Origin of the sequence: Achromobacter sp. UMC71 (genome assembly GCF_014170305.1) — a bacterium.
Taxonomy (GTDB): Bacteria; Pseudomonadota; Gammaproteobacteria; order Burkholderiales; family Burkholderiaceae_B; genus Achromobacter.
This window is the reverse complement of the sequence record NZ_LZZT01000039.1, coordinates 144,866-166,149: the sequence shown is the minus strand read 5'-3', so window position 1 is coordinate 166,149 and position 21,284 is coordinate 144,866. Positions and strand designations below refer to the sequence as shown.

19 protein-coding genes are annotated in these 21,284 nt (G+C 67.3%); 9 read left to right on the top strand and 10 right to left on the bottom strand.

What is annotated here, in order from left to right:
• Positions 1 to 143: 143 nt before the first annotated feature.
• A complete protein-coding gene (locus A9974_RS19595) occupies positions 144 to 1,910 on the bottom strand; it encodes a GMC family oxidoreductase (protein ID WP_183005835.1) in 1,767 nt (588 codons plus the stop codon).
• Positions 1,903 to 2,661 (bottom strand): gluconate 2-dehydrogenase subunit 3 family protein, encoded by a 759-nt coding sequence (locus A9974_RS19590; RefSeq protein ID WP_183005834.1) that lies wholly within the window; start codon positions 2,659 to 2,661, stop codon positions 1,903 to 1,905. The genes A9974_RS19595 and A9974_RS19590 overlap by 8 nt, the downstream gene beginning before the upstream one ends.
• Before the next feature lie 538 nt (positions 2,662 to 3,199).
• Here A9974_RS19590 and A9974_RS19585 point away from each other — a divergent pair.
• The 4 genes from A9974_RS19585 (at position 3,200) to A9974_RS19570 (ending at position 8,110) form a co-directional block, all read left to right on the top strand.
• Entirely contained in the window at positions 3,200 to 4,777 is a 1,578-nt protein-coding gene (locus A9974_RS19585) for a TerC family protein (protein ID WP_183005833.1), read from the top strand.
• Between the two features lie 411 nt (positions 4,778 to 5,188).
• Entirely contained in the window at positions 5,189 to 5,854 is a 666-nt protein-coding gene (locus tag A9974_RS19580; protein ID WP_255468240.1) for a hypothetical protein, read from the top strand.
• 101 nt (positions 5,855 to 5,955) lie between these two features.
• On the top strand, positions 5,956 to 6,933 hold the full coding sequence (locus A9974_RS19575) for a transporter (RefSeq protein ID WP_370539653.1): 978 nt from the start codon (positions 5,956 to 5,958) through the stop codon (positions 6,931 to 6,933).
• A 67-nt stretch (positions 6,934 to 7,000) separates the two neighbouring features.
• Complete coding sequence (locus A9974_RS19570) at positions 7,001 to 8,110, top strand: BamA/TamA family outer membrane protein (protein WP_255468239.1); 1,110 nt, start codon at positions 7,001 to 7,003, stop codon at positions 8,108 to 8,110.
• A gap of 72 nt (positions 8,111 to 8,182) precedes the next feature.
• Here the strand turns inward: A9974_RS19570 and A9974_RS19565 are convergent, their stop codons facing one another.
• A complete protein-coding gene (locus tag A9974_RS19565; RefSeq protein ID WP_183005832.1) occupies positions 8,183 to 9,499 on the bottom strand; it encodes an ATP-binding protein in 1,317 nt (438 codons plus the stop codon).
• 253 nt (positions 9,500 to 9,752) lie between these two features.
• Here A9974_RS19565 and chrA point away from each other — a divergent pair, with 253 nt between their 5' ends.
• Entirely contained in the window at positions 9,753 to 11,012 is a 1,260-nt protein-coding gene (chrA, locus tag A9974_RS19560) for a chromate efflux transporter (protein ID WP_183005831.1), read from the top strand.
• 56 nt (positions 11,013 to 11,068) lie between these two features.
• Here the strand turns inward: chrA and A9974_RS19555 are convergent, their stop codons facing one another.
• Together A9974_RS19555 and A9974_RS19550 are read right to left on the bottom strand one after the other, a co-directional pair.
• Positions 11,069 to 11,875, bottom strand: coding sequence for an enoyl-CoA hydratase (locus A9974_RS19555; protein WP_183005830.1), 807 nt, complete (start codon positions 11,873 to 11,875; stop codon positions 11,069 to 11,071).
• 83 nt (positions 11,876 to 11,958) lie between these two features.
• Positions 11,959 to 12,882, bottom strand: coding sequence for a LysR family transcriptional regulator (locus A9974_RS19550; protein WP_183005829.1), 924 nt, complete (start codon positions 12,880 to 12,882; stop codon positions 11,959 to 11,961).
• 91 nt (positions 12,883 to 12,973) lie between these two features.
• Between A9974_RS19550 and A9974_RS19545 the strand changes: the two genes are divergently transcribed.
• Positions 12,974 to 13,960, top strand: coding sequence for an aldo/keto reductase (locus A9974_RS19545; RefSeq protein WP_183005828.1), 987 nt, complete (start codon positions 12,974 to 12,976; stop codon positions 13,958 to 13,960).
• Positions 13,961 to 14,006: 46 nt separating this feature from the next.
• Here A9974_RS19545 and A9974_RS19540 read toward each other — a convergent pair whose 3' ends face one another.
• Positions 14,007 to 14,930 (bottom strand): LysR family transcriptional regulator, encoded by a 924-nt coding sequence (locus tag A9974_RS19540; protein ID WP_183005827.1) that lies wholly within the window; start codon positions 14,928 to 14,930, stop codon positions 14,007 to 14,009.
• An 83-nt stretch (positions 14,931 to 15,013) separates the two neighbouring features.
• Here A9974_RS19540 and A9974_RS19535 point away from each other — a divergent pair, with 83 nt between their 5' ends.
• A complete protein-coding gene (locus A9974_RS19535) occupies positions 15,014 to 15,487 on the top strand; it encodes a DMT family transporter (protein ID WP_183005826.1) in 474 nt (157 codons plus the stop codon).
• A 25-nt stretch (positions 15,488 to 15,512) separates the two neighbouring features.
• Here A9974_RS19535 and A9974_RS19530 read toward each other — a convergent pair whose 3' ends face one another.
• Positions 15,513 to 16,727 carry a multidrug effflux MFS transporter gene (locus tag A9974_RS19530; RefSeq protein WP_183005825.1) on the bottom strand — a complete coding sequence of 405 codons (1,215 nt, stop codon included), beginning with the start codon at positions 16,725 to 16,727 and terminating at the stop codon, positions 15,513 to 15,515.
• A gap of 75 nt (positions 16,728 to 16,802) precedes the next feature.
• On the opposite strand from A9974_RS19530, the gene A9974_RS19525 reads away from it, so the two are divergent.
• Positions 16,803 to 17,162 (top strand): SelT/SelW/SelH family protein, encoded by a 360-nt coding sequence (locus A9974_RS19525; RefSeq protein WP_183005824.1) that lies wholly within the window; start codon positions 16,803 to 16,805, stop codon positions 17,160 to 17,162.
• A 67-nt stretch (positions 17,163 to 17,229) separates the two neighbouring features.
• Here A9974_RS19525 and A9974_RS19520 read toward each other — a convergent pair whose 3' ends face one another.
• The 3 genes from A9974_RS19520 to A9974_RS19510 form a co-directional block, all read right to left on the bottom strand.
• Positions 17,230 to 18,759 carry a tripartite tricarboxylate transporter permease gene (locus A9974_RS19520; protein WP_183005823.1) on the bottom strand — a complete coding sequence of 510 codons (1,530 nt, stop codon included), beginning with the start codon at positions 18,757 to 18,759 and terminating at the stop codon, positions 17,230 to 17,232.
• 3 nt (positions 18,760 to 18,762) lie between these two features.
• Entirely contained in the window at positions 18,763 to 19,233 is a 471-nt protein-coding gene (locus A9974_RS19515; RefSeq protein WP_183005822.1) for a tripartite tricarboxylate transporter TctB family protein, read from the bottom strand.
• A gap of 226 nt (positions 19,234 to 19,459) precedes the next feature.
• Positions 19,460 to 20,623, bottom strand: a complete 1,164-nt coding sequence (locus A9974_RS19510; RefSeq protein ID WP_183005821.1) for an MFS transporter — start codon at positions 20,621 to 20,623, stop codon at positions 19,460 to 19,462.
• 118 nt (positions 20,624 to 20,741) lie between these two features.
• On the opposite strand from A9974_RS19510, the gene A9974_RS19505 reads away from it, so the two are divergent.
• Positions 20,742 to 21,230 (top strand): MarR family winged helix-turn-helix transcriptional regulator, encoded by a 489-nt coding sequence (locus tag A9974_RS19505; protein ID WP_183005845.1) that lies wholly within the window; start codon positions 20,742 to 20,744, stop codon positions 21,228 to 21,230.
• The last annotated feature ends 54 nt before the right edge of the window (positions 21,231 to 21,284 follow it).

Here is a 21,284-nt window from a genome sequence, read left to right as displayed (position 1 = left end):
CGGCGCCTGCACCGCCGATGCGCGGATCGGCCCGTCGCCGCCGGTGCCGTACATCTGGTGCAGCGTGGCGATCAGGGTGATGGCGGGCAAGCCGACCATCAGCGAGACCGCGATGAGGATGCCTTTGCGATGTTCGATCATGGTTACACCAGCCGCCCCGGCGAACGCAGATAGTCCGCCTTGATTTTCTCGACGATCCAGTAGGCGGTGGCGCCTACCGTGCCCGTGGGGTTGTAGCCCGAGTTCTGCGGGAACAACGCGGCCCCCGTGACGAACACGTTGGGCACGTCCCAGGCCTGCCCGAACCGATTGACCACGCTGGTGCTGGGATCGGCGCCCATGGCCGCGCCGCCGGTCAGGTGGGTGGACTGGTACACCGTTGCCGAGAACGGGCGCTTGCGCGGGCCGGGTTCGGTGCGCGTCACGCCCTTCATGGCGCGGCCGATTTCGTCGCCGCGTTCGGTCAGGAACGCCGACATGCGGATGTCGTTGTCCGGGAAGTCGTAGGTCACCCGCAGCAGCGGCAGGCCCCAGGCGTCCTTGTAGGTCGGGTCCAGGCTCAGGTAGCCGCCGCGCCAGGGCTGGGCCGAGCCGGTGATGGTGATGTTGGCCGAATGGTTGTAGTAGCGTTTGACGGCCTTTTTCCATTCGGCGCCCCAGCCCGGCGTGCCCTTGGGCGTGGGGTGGTAGCCGATGGGCGCGCCGCTGACCACCTGGATCTGCAGGTAGCCGCCGCCCACGAAGCCGTGCGGACCATGATCGAAGTTGTCGGCGCTGAAGTCGTCCATGGTGACGGCCACCGCGCCGGCCCCCATGAACGGATTGATGTTGACCGACTCGTCGAAGAACAGGTTCACGCCCGAGGTGGTCTGGTGCGTGTAGTTGCGTCCGACCACGCCGGTGCCGGTGGCCGGATCGTAGGGCTGGCCGATGCCGGACAGCAGCAACAGCCGCACGTTGTTGATACCGAAGGCGCACAGCACCACGATTTCGGCGGGCTGGAAGATTTCCTCGCCGGCCGCGTCCACGTAGGTCACGCCGCGAGCGCGCTTCTTGTCCGGCGTCAGTTCCACCCGCAGCACGTGGGCGCCGGTGCGGATTTCAAAGGTCGGCAGCTTCAATGCCACCGGCAGGATACAGACCTGCGGCGAGGCCTTGGCGAAATGCTCGCAGCCGAAGTTGGAACAGAAGCCGCAATACACGCAGGCGCTCATGTGCAGGCCTTCGGTATTGACGTAAGGCCGGGTACAGAGCGCGGACGGCTGCACGTAGGGGTGGTAGCCCAGCTTCTTGGCGGCCTCGCCAAATAGCGCGGGCGCGTAGGGCACCTTCATGGGCGGATTGGGATAGGGGCGCGAGCGCCAGGGCTCGAACGGATTTCCGCCTTCCTGCTTCTGGCCTTTCAGGTTGCCGGCCTGACCGGACGCGCCGATCAGGTAGTCGTAGCGGTCGAAGTAGGGTTCCAGCTCGTCGTAGCTGATGGGCCAGTCCTGACAGGTCAGTTCCTTGTCGAAGATGGCGGCGCCATAGCGTTCGGTGTAGTGGCTGCGGATGCGAAAGTCGGTGGGATCGAAGCGGTAGTACGCGCCGGACCAATGGTTGCCGGCGCCGCCCAGGTGGGTGCCGGGGTAGGCGAACTGCCAGCGGCGCATCGGCAGCGCCTTCTGGTCGGTGTTGTTGCGGAAGGTGAAGGTCTCGGTGGCGGCGTTCTGGTGCAGTTCATGGCGCCGCGTGTATTTCAATTCATCGTGCACATAGGGGCCCTGGAAATCCGGCGATGGCCAGCGCGCCTCGCCGCGTTCCAGCACCACCACGCGCTGGCCCGCGGCGGCCAGTTCCTTGCCGATGATGGACCCGGTCCAGCCGCCGCCGATGATCGCCACGTCCACTGCGGGGAGTGTCTTAGCCATGCGAGTCTCCCGGTTTCATCGTGTGGCCCTTGGCATTGGCGATGGAGACCGGCTTGCCGGCCCAGATCACGCCATGGCGTTCGATATCGTTGGAAAACGAGGCGAAGGCGCCAGGAAATCCCACCAGTTTCCAGCCCACCATGTCGGCGTTGCCGCCGTAGAGCGGATCGGAAAAGAAGCCTTCGATGGTGGCGTCGAGCATGGCCTGAAAGAACACGTCGGACGGCAGTGGCGAAAAATCCGGCTTGCCGGCCTGCATGTCGTGCAGCCAGGCGTCCTGGCGCGCCGCATCCAGTTCGGCAAAGGGCTTGCCGTCCTGCTTGCGCGTGGCGGCGTCCAGCGCGGCCAGGCCGCGGCGGAACATCTCGGCGGGCGTGAACGACAGCTGATAGCCCTGTTCCGGCGTGCCTTTTTCGAATGGCCCCTGGCGATAGAACTGCTCGCCCGCGCCCCAGGCGCCGGCCAATTGGCCGTCCAGGAACTGGGTCACGCCCGCTTCCTTGGCGCCCGGGCCAAGTTCGTCAGCCGGGATCAGCCGCGCGGCGATGGCGTCCATCGCCAGGGCTTCCTGGGCATTCAGAAATTTCAGGCTGCGGTTGGGGGAAGGAGCGGGCGCCGAGGCGGCCGATGCGGCCGGCGGGGCGGGTTGGTCGGGCGCGGCCAGGGTCTTGGGCGCCCAGGCGGCGCCGGGTACACCCACGGCCAAGGCCTTGAGCAGTCCGCGCCGTCCGGAAACAGGTTGATCGTCCATTCATCGCTCCAGCAGCGGAGCCGGCGGCCGGGGCGATACCTGCGGCGCACAGGCCCGCGAGGCGGCGACCTCCGGAGCGTTCGGCTCCCGAGTGAAAGGGATCCCGCGACAGCTTATGTGTACGTGCGCTGAGTTTGTCACTGATTACGCTGCGCCGACAAGCGCCGCGTGCGGGTCTGCCCGGATTTTTCTTGGCCATGCATTTCAGCTAATATTCAGCTTCCTGATAGAACGAGAGCACGGCGGAACACGCGGCCTGCGCTTGCCCGGCAAGCAAGGACGGTTTCGCCATCTATGACCGACGAGCCCCCTAGTAGGGCGCCGCAATCCGCGCGGCGCCCGGCACCCCCTCCCAGCCGGTTTCCGGCATCCGGCCATGGCAGGCCGGCCCCCACGCCACGCATCGGCGGCCGCGCGCCGCCTGCACGCGCAAGACGGGCGTTCGCCCCGACCCTTTCCTGCTTAAGCTTGTCCCTCGCGACAGCCCCGGCCTGCCGGGCGCGTGCGTGCGCCCCTTTCTGATTTTCGTGGAACGTTGATGATCTTCGACTGGATGTCCGACCCCACCGCCTGGCTTGGCCTGGCGACGCTGGTCATTCTTGAAATCGTGCTGGGTATCGACAACCTGGTGTTTATTGCCATTCTGGCCGACAAGCTGCCGCCGGCGCAGCGCAACCGCGCCCGCATGATCGGCCTGACGCTGGCGATGGTGATGCGTCTGGGCCTGCTGGCCAGTATTGCCTGGGTGGTGACGCTGACCGCGCCGCTGTTCACGGTGCTGGGCGCCGAGATCTCGGGGCGCGACCTGATCCTGATCCTGGGCGGCCTGTTCCTGCTGTTCAAGGGCACCATGGAACTGCACGAGCGGGTGGAAGGCAGCGCCGGCCATGACGGCGGCCAGAGGGTGCAGCACGCGGTGTTTTGGCAGGTCATCCTGCAGATCGTGGTGCTGGACGCGGTGTTCTCGCTGGACTCGGTGATTACCGCCGTCGGCATGGTGGACGACCTGAGCATCATGATGATCGCCGTGGTCCTGGCCATGGCCGTGATGATGCTGGCCAGCCGTCCGCTGATGGGCTTCGTGGCGCGTCACCCCACCGTGGTGATCCTGTGCCTGGGCCTGTTGCTGATGATCGGCTTCAGCCTGGTGGCCGAAGGCCTGGGCTTTCACGTGCCCAAGGGCTATCTGTATGCGGCCATCGGTTTTTCGATCCTGATCGAGCTGTGCAATCAGCTGGCCCGCCGCAACCGCGCCCGCGGGGCGCATGCCCTGGGCCGCCGCCAGCGCACCGCGCAGGCGGTGCTGCGCCTGCTGCGCGCGGGCCCCGGCGGCCAGGCCTCGCAGCAGGCCGACGATGTGGTGGCGCTGGTCGACAGCGCGGGCGACGAGCCGGCGTTCGCGCCGGAAGAAAGCTCCATGATCGAACGGGTGCTGTCCATGGGGTCGCACGACGTGCGTGCCATCATGGTGGCGCGCGGCGACATGGTCTGGCTGGACGTGGCCGATACGCCCGACGTCATCGTGCGCAAGTTTGCGTCCGGCCACTCGCGCCTGCCGCTGTGCGCGGGCGACCCGGCCAACGTGTTGGGCGTGCTGCACTTCAAGGACCTGCTGCCGCTGCTGCAGAACCCCGGCCCGATCGACCTGGTGGAACTGGCGCGCGAGCCCCGCTATGTGATGGAGACCACGCCGGTGCTGCGGGTGCTGGAAGAACTGCGCGCCTCGCGCGACCACATGCTGATCGTGGTGGACGAGCATGGCGTCTGCGAAGGCCTGGTGACGCCGATGGATGTGCTGACGGCCGTGGCCGGCGACCTGCCGGAACACAGCGAGGAAGCCCCGGACGCGCTGCAATTGTCCGATGGCTCGTGGTTGCTGGATGGCCGTCTGGCCCTGGCCGAAGCGGCGCGCCTGCTGGAAACGGCTGAGCTGGCCGATGACCACGGCGACGCGACGCTGGCCGGCTTCCTGTTGCGGGTGGAAGGGCGTATCCCCGATGCGGGCGAGGTCATCGCCTGGGGCGGATGGCGCTTTGAAATCACGCGGCGCGAGGGCCTGCGCATAGACCAGGTTCATGCGCGCAAGGCGGTTCAGGACAGCGCCATGCAAGGTTGATCGCCGGTAAGGCGGACAAGAGCGGAAATACCCTTGGCGGTGTTCCCGCTTTTTTTTGCGCGACGGATCGCATCCACGCCTGTTGCAATGTGTGCACAAAAAATAAGATCGCATTATTGGTGAATTCAAGACTCTGTGCCAATATTGCGCAAGATTTCAGCCTTTCAATAATTATTATTATTCGGAAAAGAAATAACTCAGCACCAGCACGACGTTTGTCTTTGCAAGATGTGATCCATTATCGGGGAACAAGGCATGGGCATGACCGAGTTTGCAGGGCGGCTTTCGGGGCGGGGCAGGGTTCTGGCATTGGCTGGCGCGTGCGCCACGCTCGGGCCTTGCCTGCCCGTGCAGGCGCAATCGGCCGATGACGCCAATCAAAGCAATAATCCGCTTAATCTCGCGCCATCGTTGAATTTCCAGAATTACTACACGCCGAGATTATTCGGCACCAACGCCCATACCAATGATTTCCTGATCAGACCAACGATTCCGATCGCGCCGGGCGACTGGATCGGCGTGCCGCAGATATTCCGCATGACCGCGCCGGTCAGTACCCGTCCCACGCTGGACGGCAGCTACAAGACCGGGTTGGGCGATCTGAACGTGTTCGATATTTTCCTGCTGAGCCAGGGCACGCTGGATGTCGGGGTGGGGCCGATGCTGACCATGCCGACAGCGACCAGCCCGGAACTGGGGGCAGGCAAGTGGTCTGGCGGACTCGCGGCGGTGGCGGTGCATCCCAGCAAAGAGGGCCTGCTGGGCGGCCTGGTGCAGTGGCAGCATTCGTTCGCCGGCCAAAGCGGGCGCGATACGGTGCATACCGCCACCTTGCAGCCGTTCGTCATCCGCAACCTGCCCCAAGGGTGGTATTTGCGCTCGACGGCCACCTGGACATTTGATCTGCAGAAGAACGATTACTACATCCCGGTGGGCCTGGGGGCGGGCAAGGCCTGGCGGGCTGGCAAGAACATCCTGAACGTCTTCGTCGAGCCGCAATGGACCGTGGCGCACAAGGGCGAAGGCTTGCCGCAATTCACGGTCTTTGCCGGAATCAACATCACGTTTGGCCGCTGAAGCCGGCGCCTTGACGGCGCGTCCGGCCAGGCAAGTAGCGAGAACCACGAAGGGCGGCTGCCTAGGTGTGTGCCGCCGGTGCATCACGGACAAGGGGAGAGATGATGGTCAAGTGCAACAACGGCCTGGGCTTGCGCACGTTGCCCTGGCTTGCCGTAGCCGCGTTGGCTACGCCGCTGGCGTCCCACGCCACCGAAGGCGCGCTGGGCCGCCAGGTCAGCGGCACGAATGTGCAGCCCAACGCCGGCATCGTCTCGCCCGAGCCGATCTGGGCGGTGAACTTCGCCGAGATCTACCTGGACGGCAAGGTGGGCGGCAGCCGCGAAGTGCCCTTGGGCAAGCGCGCGACGGCGGGCGTCGAAGGCAAAGTGGCCTTTACGCTGGCCACGTTGCTCAAGACCTGGGATACCGGGCCGGGGCGGTGGAATTTCGCGTCCAGCGTGACTTTGCCTTATGTATGGACCAAGGTGAATGCCAAGGTAACCGGGCCATTGGGCCGCAGCGCGGGGGAAAGCGACACGGCGTCGAACCTGTTCGATCTGTATTTTTCGCCCATCATCGCCGGCTACCACTTTTCCGAAACCTCGCACATGGCATTGAGCCTGAACGTGTGGGCGCCCACCGGCAAGTACGACGCCAACGCGCTGGCCAATCCCAGCCTGAATAACTGGACGTTCATTCCGCAGGTGGCCTACACCAAGATCTTTCCCGAGTCGGGCTTTCAACTCGATACCGTGGCCAGCGTGCAGTTCTACACCCGCAACCAGGATACCGACTACCGCAACGCGCCGATCTTCGGCATGGATGTGATGGGGCGCAAGATGTTCTCCAACGGCCTGGCTCTGGGGGTGGTGCTGGGCACGCAACAGCAGTTGGGCAGTGACAGCGGTCCTACCGCAGATCGCCTGAACGGCTTCAAGGGGCGCGACTGGGCCCTGGGTCCGATCCTGACCTATGACCGCAAACTGCCCGACAAGCGGTCGTTGTCGTTGGGCCTGCGCTGGGTGCCGACCATCAGCAGCACCAACCGCCTGGACAGCAGCAGCACGTTCATGGCCTCGGCGACGCTGGTGTTCTGAAGAGAGGGCTGCGCCATGGACTTCCATGCCGCCAAGCCCGCCCGCTGGATCGATGGGGGAGTCGTGTATGCGCAGGGTCGTGCTGCTGTTGGGGTTGTGGCTGGTCTGCGGCGCGGCCATCGCGCAGAAGTTCACGGACCCGGAAGACGGGGCGTTCGACATCAGCAATTATCTGCTCAACAGCAAGGGGTTGATGCCGGTGCCGGCACTGATCACCGAGCCGGCGGTGGGCTACGGGGGCGGCTTGATGCTGCTGTATTTCTCGGAGTCGATGTCGGAAGCGGGCCAGAAGGCGCGCGAGGAGGGCGGGACGGTCGCGCCGCCGAACGTCACCGGCATCGGTGGCCTGATGACCGAAAACGGCTCGCGCGCCGGCGGGCTGTTCCATTTTCATACCTGGGACGGCGACCGCTACCGCTACCTGGGCGCGCTGGCGCAGGGGCGGATGAACCTCGATTACTACGGCATGCTCAATCGTGGCCGCAGCTATGAACTGAAGGGAACCATTCTAGTGCAGCAGCTATTGGTCAAACTGGGCGAATCGAAATGGTATGCGGGCCCGCGCTATACCTATTTCAATTCGCGCACGACCTTCTCGGGGCAACTGGCGTCCGAACTCAAGCCCAGCGACGTGACGCGCCGCATCGGCAAGCTGGGCCTGGTGGTGGACTACGACGGCCGCGACAACATGTTCTATCCGACTCGCGGCGCCTATGCCGAGCTTGAGGCCCAGTTTGCGAGGCCCGGATTTGGCAGCTCGCAGTCGTTCGACACCTATGGCGCCCGTGGCTATGTCTGGCAGCCGCTGTCGCCGCGCTGGACGCTGGGACTGCGCGCCGATGCCCAGGTCACCAGCGGCACGGTGCCGTTCTACGCGCAGCCTTATGTGGACTTGCGCGGCGTGGCGCGGGGCCGCTATCAGGACAAGAACGCGCTGACCACCGAGGTCGAGCTGCGTTGGAACGTGACGCCGCGCTGGTCCCTGTTGGGATTCACCGGGGTGGGCAAAGCCTATGGCCGCTGGAACAGCTTCCAGCAAGCCAGCAATATCGTCAGCGTGGGTACCGGATTCCGTTATCTGATCGCACGCAAGCTGGGTCTGTCGGTGGGCGTCGACGTGGCGCACAGCAAGGACCAGAACGCGTTCTACATACAGGTGGGCAGCGCTTGGCGTTGAACGGCATCGGATACTGATGGCGTTGCTCGCGCAGTACCGGCCGGCACGCCGAAAGCGCTAGCGGGCGGGCGATCAGGCGGCGGTATCGCGCGGCGACATCCAACGCAAGATGAAGCGCGCGCCGCCCAGTGGACCTTGCTGGACCTCGATCGTGCCCTTGTGGCTGGCCGCTACGCGCTTGACGATGGCCAGGCCCAGGCCCGCGCCGCCGGTGCCGCGGTCGCGGCTTTCATCCAGGCGGACGAAGGGGTCGAAGATGCGTTCGCGGTCGGCGGGCGGCACACCGGGGCCGTCGTCGTCCACGATCAGTTCATAGCCGCCCGCGGGGCAGCCGGTCAGCGAGATCTCGATGCGCGCATTGGCGTAACGCACGGCGTTCTGCACGAGATTGAGCAAGGCGCGGCTCATGTAGCGCGGGTGCAGTTGCACGTGAGCCGGCAGGCCATCGTCGCGGACCGTGCAGCGCACGCCGCGCGAATCGGCCTGATGCGCCACCTGGGCCAGGGCTTCGCCCAGCCAGTCGCGCACATCCACGGTTTCCTGCTTGACGATGTCGTCGGTAGGGCGTTCCAGGCGCGCGTACACCAGCAGTTCGTCCACCATCGCCTCGAGCTCGGAGATATCGGTGCGCATGTCGTGCAGGATCTGGTCGCGCTTGGACTGGAATTTGTCCTGCCCCAACATGTCGACCTCGAACGACAGGCGGGCCAGCGGCGTGCGCAGTTCGTGCGATACGGCATTGGTCAGGCTGCGCTGGTTTTCGACCAGCGCGGCGATGCGTTCGGCCATCTGGTTGAAGCTCTCGCCCACATGGCGGATACCGGAAAAATGGGACAAGCGCGCACGCACGGCCAGGTCGCCCTGGCCCATGCGCAGGGTGGCATTGCGCAGGGAGTCCAGGTCGCGCCACACCGGCAGTGCCCACAGCAGCAGCAGCACGGCCGCCAGCACGAGGCTCAGCGCCAGCCAGGCCGTCCAGGTGATCCATTTTTCCAGTGTGGGCTCGCCCGGCAGGCGCATTTCCAGCCACTGCCGCGGTTCGCCGGGCAAGGGCGCCAGGTAGGTGTTGTATTCGTCGCGCATGATGAAGCCGCGCGTGGCGAGGTCCTGCTTTTCCTTTTCGGTGGCCTCGATGCGTTCGGGGGTGACCAGCTTCAGTTCCAGGCCGTAGTGCGGCCGCAGGGTGTCGCGGATGAAGGCCGCCCGCGATTCGGGTTCGATCGGGTCCAGGTCCTTGTGCAGGGCATACATCTGCCCGCGTACGGCCTGGTAGGAAAGATCCGCGCTGACCGAGTCCAGCAGATAGCCCAGGCTGCGGTTCACCAGCTGCGAGGCGGCGATGTAGGCGATAGCGGCGACCACGAAGATGCGGATCGTAAACTTAAGCATAGAGAAACTCCTGGGGCGCAGTGGCCGCGCATCATCCGCCCGGGCGCGTCGAGCCATCGCCATGGGCTGCGGAATGCTACAGGCGGCGGCAGGAGTAATCCCCCGGCGTTTGTGTGGAAATTGTGAAGATTCATGAAGCGCTGTGCACCCGGCGGCGGCGCGCTGGGATTGAAACGGCGGCGCGGCCCGGCTATAAGCAGGTAACAGGGGGCCGCAATCCGGGGTTCCCGCCCGTGTCAGAGTGCCACGACCCATGTCGCCGCAGCCGCCTTTTCCCGATGAACGCGTCGCCAGCAAAGCGGCGGCGCACGAGGCCGCGCCGGCCGAGCACGGTTCCTGTCTGGAAGTCTTCCTGGCGTTCCTGCGCCTGGGGCTGACCGCCTTTGGCGGCCCGGTGGCGCATCTGGCCTATTTCCGCGAAGAATTCGTCGACCGCCGCCGCTGGCTGGACGACTACGCCTTTTCCGATCTGGTGGCGCTATGCCAGTTCCTGCCCGGCCCGGCCAGCAGCCAGGTCGGCATGGCGCTGGGCCTGCGGCGGGCAGGGTGGTCGGGCATGCTGGCCGCGTGGCTGGCATTCACGTTGCCGTCCGCCCTGGCGATGGGGCTGCTGGGCATGGGGGTGGCCCGGATCGGCGGGCTGTCGGGTCTGGCAGCGGTGCACGGCTTGAAAGTGGCGGCGGTAGCCGTCATCGCGCAAGCGGTGTGGGGCATGGGCCGTTCGCTCTGTCCGGACCGGCCGCGGGCTGGCCTGGCGGTGGCCGCGGCGCTGATCACGGTGGCGTTGCCCACCACGGTGGGCCAGATCGGCGCGATTTTGCTGGGCGCCGCCGCGGGCGCCGTGCTGCTGCAGGTGCCGCCGCGGCCGCTGCTGGCCAATCGCGCCCAGGGCGTGTCGCGGCGCGCCGGCTATCTGTGCCTGGCGCTGTTCGTGGCGTTGCTGGCGGCCTTGCCGCTGTGGGCTGCCGGAGCGGGCACGCCGCTGGCGGCGCAGCTTGCCGGTTTCTACCGCGCGGGCGCGCTGGTGTTCGGCGGCGGCCATGTGGTGTTGCCGTTGCTGGAAACGGCGGCGGTGGGCGGCGGCATGGTGTCCAGCGCCGACTTCCTGGCGGGTTACGGGGTGGCGCAGGCCATGCCGGGACCGCTTTTCACGTTCGCCGCGTTCCTGGGCGCGGCCGGGGCCGGACCCTTGTCGGGTTGGGCCGGCGGGCTGGCGCTGCTGGTGGCCATTTTCCTGCCGGGCGCGCTATTGGTGGCGGCCGCGCTGCCGTTCTGGGAAAGTCTGCGGCGGCGGCCGGGCGTGCGCAATATGGTGGCAGGCGTGAACGCGGCGGTGGTGGGCATCCTGCTGTCCGCGCTGTACGACCCGGTGTGGACGGGCGCCATTCTGAGCAAGGCCGATTTCGGCCTGGCGCTGGCGCTGTTCGGCTTGCTGGTCTACGCGCGCTGGTCGCCCGTCTGGGTGGTGCTGGCGGCCGCGGCGGGCGGGTGGGCGCTGGGCTGGCTGGCCTAGGGCCTGTTCACACTGGAAGGCGCCTTCTAGTGTGAACAGGCCCTAGCGCGTTACGTTCAGCCGCGCCAGCGCGGCGTGCGTTTTTGCAGGAAAGCGTCGATGCCTTCCGCGGCGTCTTCTTCCATCATGTTGCGCGCCATGACCTCGGCGGCATAGTCGTAGGCCTCGGCTTGCGGCATCTGGCGCTGCGCATAGAACATGCGCTTGCCGTAGCGGATCGCCGCAGGGCTCTTGGCGGCGATGACCTCGGCCAGGGCCTGCACCCGCGCATCCAGTTCGGCCTCGGGCGCGATGTCGTTGACCAGGCCCCAATCCCGCGCCTGGGCGGCGTCGATGAAGCGGGCGGTGACCAGCATTTCGAAGGCCCGCTTGGCCGACACGTTGCGGCTGAGCGCCACGGCCGGCGTCGAGCAGAACAGGCCGGCGTTGATACCGGAGACGGCGAAGGTGGCGCTGTCGGCCGCCACCGCCAGGTCGCAGCTGGCGACCAGCTGGCAGCCCGCCGCCGTGGCGATGCCGCGCACCTTGGCGATGACGGGCACGGGCAGGGCCTGCAGGCTTTGCATCACGCCGCTGCATCGGCGGAACAGCGCCAGGTAATAGTCGAACGACGGTTGGCTGCGCATCTCGCGCAGATCGTGGCCGGCGCAGAACGCGCGACCGGCCGATTCCAGCACGACGCAGCGCAGCGACGCATCCTGTTCCAGCGCTTCGATTTCCGCCGCCAGCGCGCCCAGCAAGTCTTCGGACAAGGCATTGAACTGCGCCGGCCGGTTCAGCCGCAGCGTGGCGATGCCGTCGTGCGTCGTGCGCAGCAGCAGCGGGGCGGGGGATTCGGATTGCAGCGGGGAATCGGGGGCCATGATGTCTCCAGGAATAAAGGGTTTCCTGGAATAGTAGGCTAGCTATCCGCAGCGTTGGCGGGGCTGGGACCTTGCGCGGCGGGCTAGCCGTCGATCGCGCCGGGCAATCCATTCGCGGTGCGGATGGCCTGGATCAGGCGGCTGAGCGCCGGCGCCAGTTGCCGCCGGCTGGGGTAGTACATGACCAGCGGCGCGCCGGCGGGCGACCAGTCTTCGAGCACGCGGCGCAGGCGGCCGGCGCGCAGGTGCGGCTCGGCATAGCGTTCCAGGCAATAGGCCAGGCCCAGGCTGTCCAGTGCGGCGTCCACTGCCATGTCGGTGTCGTTGACGATCAGCGCGCCGGGCGCGTCGATTTCGCAGGCACGGCTACCCTGGCCCAGTTCCCAGCGGTACATGGTCTGGTCGCCCAGGCGCAGGCGGATGCAGGCGTGGCGCAGCAGGTCGTCCGGCGTCTTGGGCGTGCCCTGGCGGCCCAGGTAGCTGGGCGCGCCCACCACCACCCATTTCAGCGGCGGCGTCAGCGGCGTGCAGACCATGTCCTGCGGCACCGTGTCGCCAAAGCGGATGCCCGCGTCGAAACCCGCCTTGACGATGTCCACCAGATTGTTGTCGACCACGACTTCGATCTTCACGCCCGGGCACTCGGCGAGATAGCGGGCCAGCACCGGGCTAAGCAGCAGCCGCGACGCGTCGCGCGGCACGTTGATGCGCAGGCCGCCCAAGGCGCCGGCTCGGTAGTGGCCCAGTTCGGACAGGGCTTCGCCGATGGCGCCGAAACTCTGGTCCAGCTGCGCTGCCAGCTTGGCCCCGGCCTCGGTGGGGGCCACCGAGCGGGTGGTGCGGTTCAGCAGCTTGACCCCTAGCCGGTCTTCCAGATTGCGCAGGGCGTGGCTGAGCGCCGAGGTGGATACGCCCAGCTCGCTGGCCGCCAGGCGAAAACTGCCGCGCCGGCAGATGGCCGCGAAGGCGCTGAGGTCGGCCAGGTCGTGGCGGCTATAGGAAGGCATGGGGGGCTATGCAGGAATGAATAGATCATTGAGTCCAATTCAATAATACCTGAACTACACTCATCAAACTTTTTGTGCAGGAGAACCAAGCATGTTGATCGAGACCATGCGTATCGAAGGAATCCCCGCGCCTGTGTCCCGGATCGGCTTGGGGACCTGGGCGATCGGCGGCTGGATGTGGGGCGGCGCCGACGACGTCGCGTCGGTGGCGACGTTGCGCGGCGCGGTCGAGCGCGGCATCAACCTGATCGACACCGCGCCGGTGTACGGCTTCGGCCATGCCGAAGAAATGGTTGGCCAGGCGTTGCAGGGCATCCGCGACCAGGCTGTGATCGCCACCAAGGCGGGACTGGAATGGGCGGGCGAAGGCGTACGGCGCAATTCCAGCCCCGCCCGCATCCGCCGCGAAGTGGAGGATTCGCTGCGCCGCCTGCGCACCGATCACATCGACCTGTACCAGATCCATTGGCCCGATCCGCTGGTGCCGATCGAGGACACGGCACGTACGCTGCAGGACCTGCAGCGCGAAGGCAAGATCCTGGCCGTGGGCGTCAGCAACTATTCGCCGGCGCAGATGGACGAGTTCCGCGCCGTGCTGCCGCTGGCGTCGGTGCAGCCGCCCTACAACCTGTTCGAACGCGCCATCGAAGACGATGTGCTGCCTTATGCCCGCCGCCACAAGCTGGCCGTGCTGGCCTACGGCGCGTTGTGCCGCGGCCTGTTGTCGGGCCGCATGACGGTGGACACTACTTTCGGGTCCGACGATCTGCGTTCGGGCGATCCGAAGTTCCGTCGCCCGCGCTTTGACCAGTACGTGCGCGCCACCAAGGAACTGGCGGCTTTCGCGCGTATCCGCCACGACAAGTCGGTGCTGGCGCTGGCGATACGCTGGGTGCTCGATAGCGGCCCGACGATCGCCCTGTGGGGCGCGCGCCGCCCGGACCAGCTGGAAGGCGTGGATGATGCCTTCGGCTGGCACCTGAGCGACATCGAAATGGCCGAGATCAACGAGCTGCTGGAAAAGAACATCCTGGATCCGGTCGGGCCGGAGTTCATGGCGCCGCGGGCCCGCGAATAGGGCCGCGGCCACGGCTTGCCGCCAGGGCCTTGGCGGGCGACAGGCCCTAGGCCAGCAACGCGGCCAGCAGTTCGCGCAGCCAGCGCAGCCCGGCATCGCCGTCGGCGCGTTCGTGCCACAGCATTTCAAAGCCCAGCGGGTCCATCGGAAAGGGTACGGGTCCCACCGCCAGTCCGGGCGGGGCCGGCTCGACCGTGCGCCGCGCCACCGTCAATACCAGGTCGGTGCCGGCCAGCACGGCCGGGGCGGCCGTCCAATGCGGCAGCCGCAACGCCACGCGGCGGGTCTGGCCGATCCGGGCCAGGGCCGCGTCCACTTCGCCCGAACGTTGATCCTGGCTGGCCGCCACCAGGACGTGAGGGCGCGCCAGATAGGTCTCCAGCGTTGGCGGCGCGAGCGGATTCGCGGCGTCCGTGACGCAGACAAAGGGTTCGTGGAACAACACCGCGCGGCGGATCTCGGCCGGCGTTTCGCCGAACACCGCCAGGGCCAGGTCCAACTGGCCATCGGCCACCCCGGCAATCATGCCGCCGCGGCTGGCGTAGCTGATTTCCAGGTCGATGCCCGGCGCCTCGCGCCGCAGATGGCGCAGCAGCGGCGGCAGCACCACGCTGGCGCCATAGTCGGACATGGCCAGGCGGAACGCGCGGCGGCTGGCTGCCGGGTCGAACACGGCGCCAGCCAGCAGGCGGCGCACCTGCGCCAGCACGTCGTGCAGCGGCGCCTGCAGCGCCAGCGCGTGCGGCGTGGGCCGCAGGCCGCCGCGGGTGCGGTGGAACAGGGGGTCGCCCAGCAGTACGCGCAGGCGCGCCAGCGCATGGCTGACCGCCGGTTGGCTCATTGGCAGCCGGGCGGCGGCGCGGGTCAGATGGCGTTCGTGCAGCAGCGCATCCAGCACCACCAGCAGGTTCAGGTCCACCGCCCGCAGGTTGTGCCCGGGCGGTTGAACTTGATTATTCGTTGGATGCATATTCAACAGATAAATATCGAATTGGATTACCCGTTTGATGAATAAGAGAATAACGCCAATCCCGCTTTGATTGGACGTTAGCCATGAACTCGACTTCCCTTATCGCCATTCCCGCCGCCGTCCTGGCCGGCGCGCTCGTGCCGTTTCAGGCGGGGGCCAACGCCGCGCTCGGCAGGCACCTGGGCCACCCCTTGTGGGCCACGATGGCATCGCTGGCCATCAGCGCCATCGCCGCCATGGCGGTGATGGCGCTGATGCGGGTGCCGGCGCCCAGTTTCTCGGCCATCGGCCAGTTGCCGTGGTGGGGCTGGACCGGCGGCCTGGCCGGCGTGTTCTACATCACGGCCGCGCTGATGCTGGCGCCGCGCCTGGGCGCGGGCGCTTTCCTGGCCGCGGTGATCGCGGGCCAGATGCTGGCGGCGCTATTGCTGGACCGCTATGCGCTGGTGGGGTTTGTCGGCAGCACGCTGAATCCGGGCCGCCTGCTGGGCGCGGGCCTGATCGCCGGCGGGGCGTTGCTGATGCACCTGTCGAACACGCCGCGCGCGGCGGGTTGAAGGGGGCGGGGCAGGCCCGCCGGCCTCATGCCTGGGTGGACACGCTTGCCGCCATCCGCCGCGCCATCGCGCCGGACAGGCACAGCAGCGGGCCGACGATGAGCACGCCGATCAGTCCCATCGCCGCTTGCGGCGCCACGCCGGCGTCCAGCAGCACGGTGGCGATGACGGCCGAGCCGCTCATCTGGAACAGGCCGTAGACCGCCGCCGCGGTGCCGGCGCGGTCGCCGTAGGGTTCCAGCGCCAGGCTCAGCGCGGACCCCAGCGCCAGCGAAAAGCCTACTGTCAGCACCGCCACCGGCAGCATGAAGATCCAGGCGGCGGCCGGCGCCCAGCGCCAGGCGGCCAGGTGCATCAGGCCGGCCAGCACCAGCGCCGCCATGCCGACGCGCAGCATGGCGTAGCGGCCGAAGCGCGCGATGAACACCGGGGCCAGGAAGAAGGCCGCGATATTGATGGCCGCGTTGCCGCCGAACCAGGCCGAAAAGCCTAATTCGGAATAGCCCAGCTGCTGCACCAGCACCACCGGCGCCGCCGACACGAACACCAGGATCATGGCCATGCCGGCCATGCCGTACACGGCGAAATACAGGAAGCGGCCGCTGGCGATGATCGGTGCATAGCGCCGCAGGCTGTAGAGCGCGGCGCCCGCGGGCGGCGGCGCGGCCCGCGTTTCTTCGAAGCGGCCGGCCAAGAGCGTAGCCAGCGCCAGCGCGAACAAGGCCATGAACGCGAAGGTGCTGCGCCAGCTTGCCTGCACGGCCAGCGCGCCGCCCAGCATCGGCGCCAGCGCTGGCACCGTGCACAAGGCGCCGTTCAGATAGCTGTAGACGCGCGCGCCGACGCTCGGGCTGAAGCAGTCGCGCACGGCGGCAAACGCCACCAGCGACGCCGAACAGGCGCCCAGGCCCTGGATCACGCGAGCGGTGTAGAACAGGTCCAGCGAGGTCGCGGCCGCGCCCAGCGCGGACCCGAGCAGATAAGCGATCGCGCCGGCCAGGGCCACCGGGCGCCGGCCGTAGCGGTCGGCCAGCGGACCGATCAGCATCTGGCCGACGCCCACGGCAAAGATGAACAAAGTGATACTGGCTTGCAGCGCGCTTACCGGTTGGCCGAAGCCGACGGCCATGGCGGGCAGGGACGGCAGGTAGATATCGATGCCCATCGGCGTCAGGGTGACCAGGCCCATCAACAGGCCGATCAGCCAACGTTGGCCTCGGGGCGATAATGCAGACTTCATGGCAGACTCTGGACGCGTTGCGCGCCCGGGAAAACCTGACATTATCCACGACTACCGCTACTTGAGTCCCGCGCCATGAGTACCGCCGATATTCGTACCGCCGACATTCCCGCTGCCACCGCCGCCCCGCGGCCCCGCATCGTCATCCTCTATTGCACGCAGTGCCAGTGGCTGCTGCGCGCCGGGTGGATGGCGCAGGAGCTGTTGTCCACTTTTTCCACCGACCTGGGCGAAGTGGCGCTGCAACCCGGCACCGGCGGCGTCTTCCAGATCACCTATGACGGCGACCTGATCTGGGACCGCAAGCGCGACGGCGGCTTTCCGGAAGCCAAGGTCCTGAAGCAGCGCGTGCGCGACCGGCTCGATCCGGGCCGGCCGCTGGGTCACATCGACGGCCATCAGGCGCCGCCGGCCGGCACCGGCCCCGAGGCTTGATCCGCGCTGGCAAGGAAAAACAGCCGCCCGAGGGCGGCTGCAGTGGCTTACGCTGGCCGGATGAGAATCAGGCCGTGGAGCTGGAGGTTTCCAAGGCCACCCGCGCCTTGTTGCGTTGACGCACCGCCGACACCAGCAGCAGCGCGATCAGCAGCACGCACGCCAGCACGAAGCCCAGGCTGATCGGACGCGTCACGAAGATGGACAGCTCGCCGCGCGACAGCAGCAGGGCGCGGCGGAAGTTTTCTTCCACCATCGGCCCCAGCACGAAGCCCAAGAGCAGCGGCGCGGGTTCGAAGCGCAAGCGGATCAGCGCGTAGCCCGCGGCGCCGAACAACGTCACCATGCCCACGTCGAACAGGTTGTTGTTGGTGCTGTAGACCCCGACGCAGACAAAGAACAGCGCCGCCGGGAACAGGTAGCGGAACGGCACCGTCAACAGGCGCACCCACATGCCGATCAGCGGCAGGTTCAGCAGCAGGAGCAGCACGTTGCCGACCCAGAAGCTGGCGATCAGCCCCCAGAACATGTCGGCGTGCTCGATCATCATCTGCGGACCCGGCTGGATACCGTGGATGATCAACGCGCCCAGCATCAGCGCCATCACCGGATCGCCGGGAATGCCCAGGCTCATGGTGGGGATGAAGCTGGTCTGCGTCGATGCGCTGGTGGCGGCCTCGGGGCCGGCGATGCCTTCGATGGCGCCGCGGCCAAAGCGGCGCGGCTCGCGCGCCACTTTCTTTTCCACCGCGTACGAGATGAACGAGGCAATGGTCGGGCCGGTGCCCGGCAGGATGCCGAAGGCCGCGCCGATGGCGGTGCCGCGCACCAGGGCGCCGCGCGACTGCTTGATGTCGCCGGCTTCGGGGCGCATGGACTTCATGCTGATCTTGCCGCTGGTGACCTTGGTATCGCCGCCGATCTGGTTGATGTTCTTCAGGAAGTCGGCCACGCCGAACAAGCCCATCGCCAGCGCCACGATCTGCAGGCCATCGCTCAGTTCCAGGATGCCGAAGTGAAAGCGCATGGTGCCGGTGTTGACGTCGGTGCCCACCACGCCCAGCAGCAAGCCGACCACCACCATCGCCACACCCTTGATGGCCGACCCCTTGGCCAGCGTCGCGCCGGCCAGCAGGCCCAGCATCATCATCGAGAAGTACTCGGCCGGCCCGAACTTGAAGGCCACGTCCACCAGCAGCGGCGAGAACAGGATCATCGCCAGGATGCCGACCGATGCGCCGCAGAACGACGAGAACATCAGCATGAACAGCGCCGAGCCGGCCTTGCCGTTGCGGGCTAGCGGATTGCCGTCCAGGCACGCCACCGCGTGTGACGCGGTGCCCGGCAGGTTCAGCATGATCGAGGTGATGCCGCCGCCGTATTGCGAACCGTAGTAGATGCCGGACAGCATCACCAGCGCCGCGGTGGGCGTCATGGTGTAGGTCAGCGGCAGCAGGATCGAAATGGCGGCCAGCACGCCCATGCCCGGCAGCACGCCGATCAGGTTGCCCATGAAGACGCCGAACACGGCCCACAGCAGATTGTCCAGCGCGAACGCGACGGAGAACCCGTGCATCAGGTTATTGAAGATTTCCATCGATCAGCCCCAGCGGAACAGCGGGAACTGCAACTGCAGGCCCCACGAGAAAACGGCAACGCCGAGAAGGGTCACGCCCACGGCGAGCACCGCGGCGCTGCGCCAGGTGTGGTCGCGGTCGCCCAGGGCCGAAATGAAGACCAGCGCGAAGGTCGCGGGAACCAGGCCGCCGAACTTGCCGAACAGGATGAACGCCAGCAGGCCGCCGATGATGCAGCCCCAGCCGCGCCATTGCGGCGGCGGGACCTCTTCGGCGTCTTCCTCGACGGTCAGCGGCGAGTAGGCCATGCGCGCGATGATCAGGCCCAGCAGGACCAGGATCACGCCGAGGATGGCGGGGAACAGGCCCGGGCCCATGCGCGCCAGGCTGCCCAGTGTGTATGTGGATGCCTGCGCGATGGCGCCCAGGCCCAGCACGATCATCGTGCCTGCGGCCCAGAGCTCGCGCTTGATGGCGCTGCGTTTTGACTGCATTGGATCATTCCTCCCTTTGTTGTTGCTTTTCTTAGACCTGACTGAGGTCTGAAAAATAGCTGACAGTCCAATGAATGCGGGAGTCTAAAAACTCAAACTTCCGATCACCTTTCAGGGAGGCAAAAAAATTGCCGCGCAAGGCGGCAAGGGCGAAACAATTGCGGGAAATCCCTAGGCGTATCGACGGCTTTCTGAATGCCAATGCGCGCGCAAGTCCCGCATTCCCTCAGCGCCTTGCGGCGGGACGCAAGCGCGCGGCCATCGCGAATAGCGCCAGGCAGATGAGCATCATCGCGATCCACGCCGGCGCCAGGTCGGACAGATGCTGGCGCACCAGACCCGCGGCAAACGGGAACAGCGCGGCGATGAGATAGCCCGCGCCTTGCACCAGCGAGGCCAGGCGGCCGGCCTCGGCCGGCGTCGCGGCATGGTCCATGGTGACGATCAGCGACAGCGGGAACAGGGCGCCGATGCCCAGGCCGGCCAGCACCGCGGCGGGCCAGGCCAGCGTGTCGGGCGCGGCGACCAGGCCGGCCAGCCCGGCCAGCAAGGCGCCGACCGCGGCGTACAGCGCGGGGCGGCGGTCGGGCAAGCGGCCGATACCGGCTGACACGGCCAGGCCCGCGACGATCTCGGCCACGGTAACGGCACCCAGCAATTGACCGGCCGCCAGCGGCGTCCAGCCCCGCGCCGTGTAGTAGGGCGACAGCCACGCCAGCACCAGGGTGTAGGCGCCGGTGCCCAGGCCGAAGAACGTGGCCAGCAGGCAGACCCGGCTGCGCGGCGCCCGCGCCCGGGGCGCGCCGGCCGAGGTTTGCGCGGCCGATGCCGCGCGCCGTGCCACCGCGAGCCAGCACACCAGCGCCAGTGCGGCAGGCGCGGCCCACAGCGCCAGCGCGTCGGGCCAGGCGCCGCCTTGCGCGGCCAGCGGCGCGGCCACGCTGGCAATCGCCGCGCCGCCCATGATGGCCGTGGAATACAGGCCCATGACGCCGCTGGCGGCCGCCGCAAAGCGCGTCTTGATGTAGATCGGCAGCAGGGCCTGCGTGACCGCGATGCCCAGGCCCGCGACCAGGCCGGTGGCCAGCATGACGTGGGGCAGGCTGGCCCAATGGCGGCCGGCGGTGGCCGCGGCGATCAGCACCAGGCCCAGGGCCACGCCTTGCTGTTCGTTGACCAGCCGGCGCAGCGGCGCGGCCGCCAGGGCGCCCAGGCCCATGATGAACACGGGCAGGGCGGTCAGCAGCCCGGCGGCGGAATCGGACAGGCGGGTGGCCGCCTGCACCAGGTCCAGCAACGGCGGCACCGAAGCCAGCACGGGGCGCAGGTTCAAGCCCACGAGGACGATGGCGCCGATGCGCCAGGCATTATTGATACGGAAAAAAGACACGATGGCTCCAGCACGGACGGCGGGGCGCCATGCCCGGCCCGTTCCGATAAAATATCTCGACGTCAAGATAAGTGGGATTTATCTTGACGTCAAGATAACCAGGGAAGTCAACATGGATATGGATAGAGCAGACCGCGCCGTGGCGCAATGGAACCGGGAGCGGCCAGACCTGGACGTGTCGACGATGCGCGTGCTGGGGCGCTTGGCCGAATGCGCGCTGGTGATCTCGCGCGACCGGATCAATCCGCTGTTCGCGCGCTTTGGCCTGCAGCCCGGCGAATTCGATGTGCTGGCCACGCTGCGGCGCAGCGGCAAGCCCTATGCGTTGACGCCAACGGCGTTGTATGAAGACGCCATGATCTCGTCGGGCAGCATGACCAACCGCATCGACCGGCTGGAGGCCGCGGGCCTGGTCAAGCGCGCCGCCAACCCCAGCGACGGCCGCGCCACGCTGGTGATGCTGACGCGCCAGGGGCTCAAACTGATCGACGAGGCGGTCCAGGCGCACGTGCGCAACCAGGCCGAGGTGCTGGCGGCGCTGGATGCGAAGGAACAGGCGCAGTTGAGCGGCCTGCTGGCCAAGCTGCTGCAGGCCAACCGCCCGTAGGCCAGGGCGCCAAGCCAGCTTTCAAAGCTCCACACAATAGGTCAAATGCGTGCA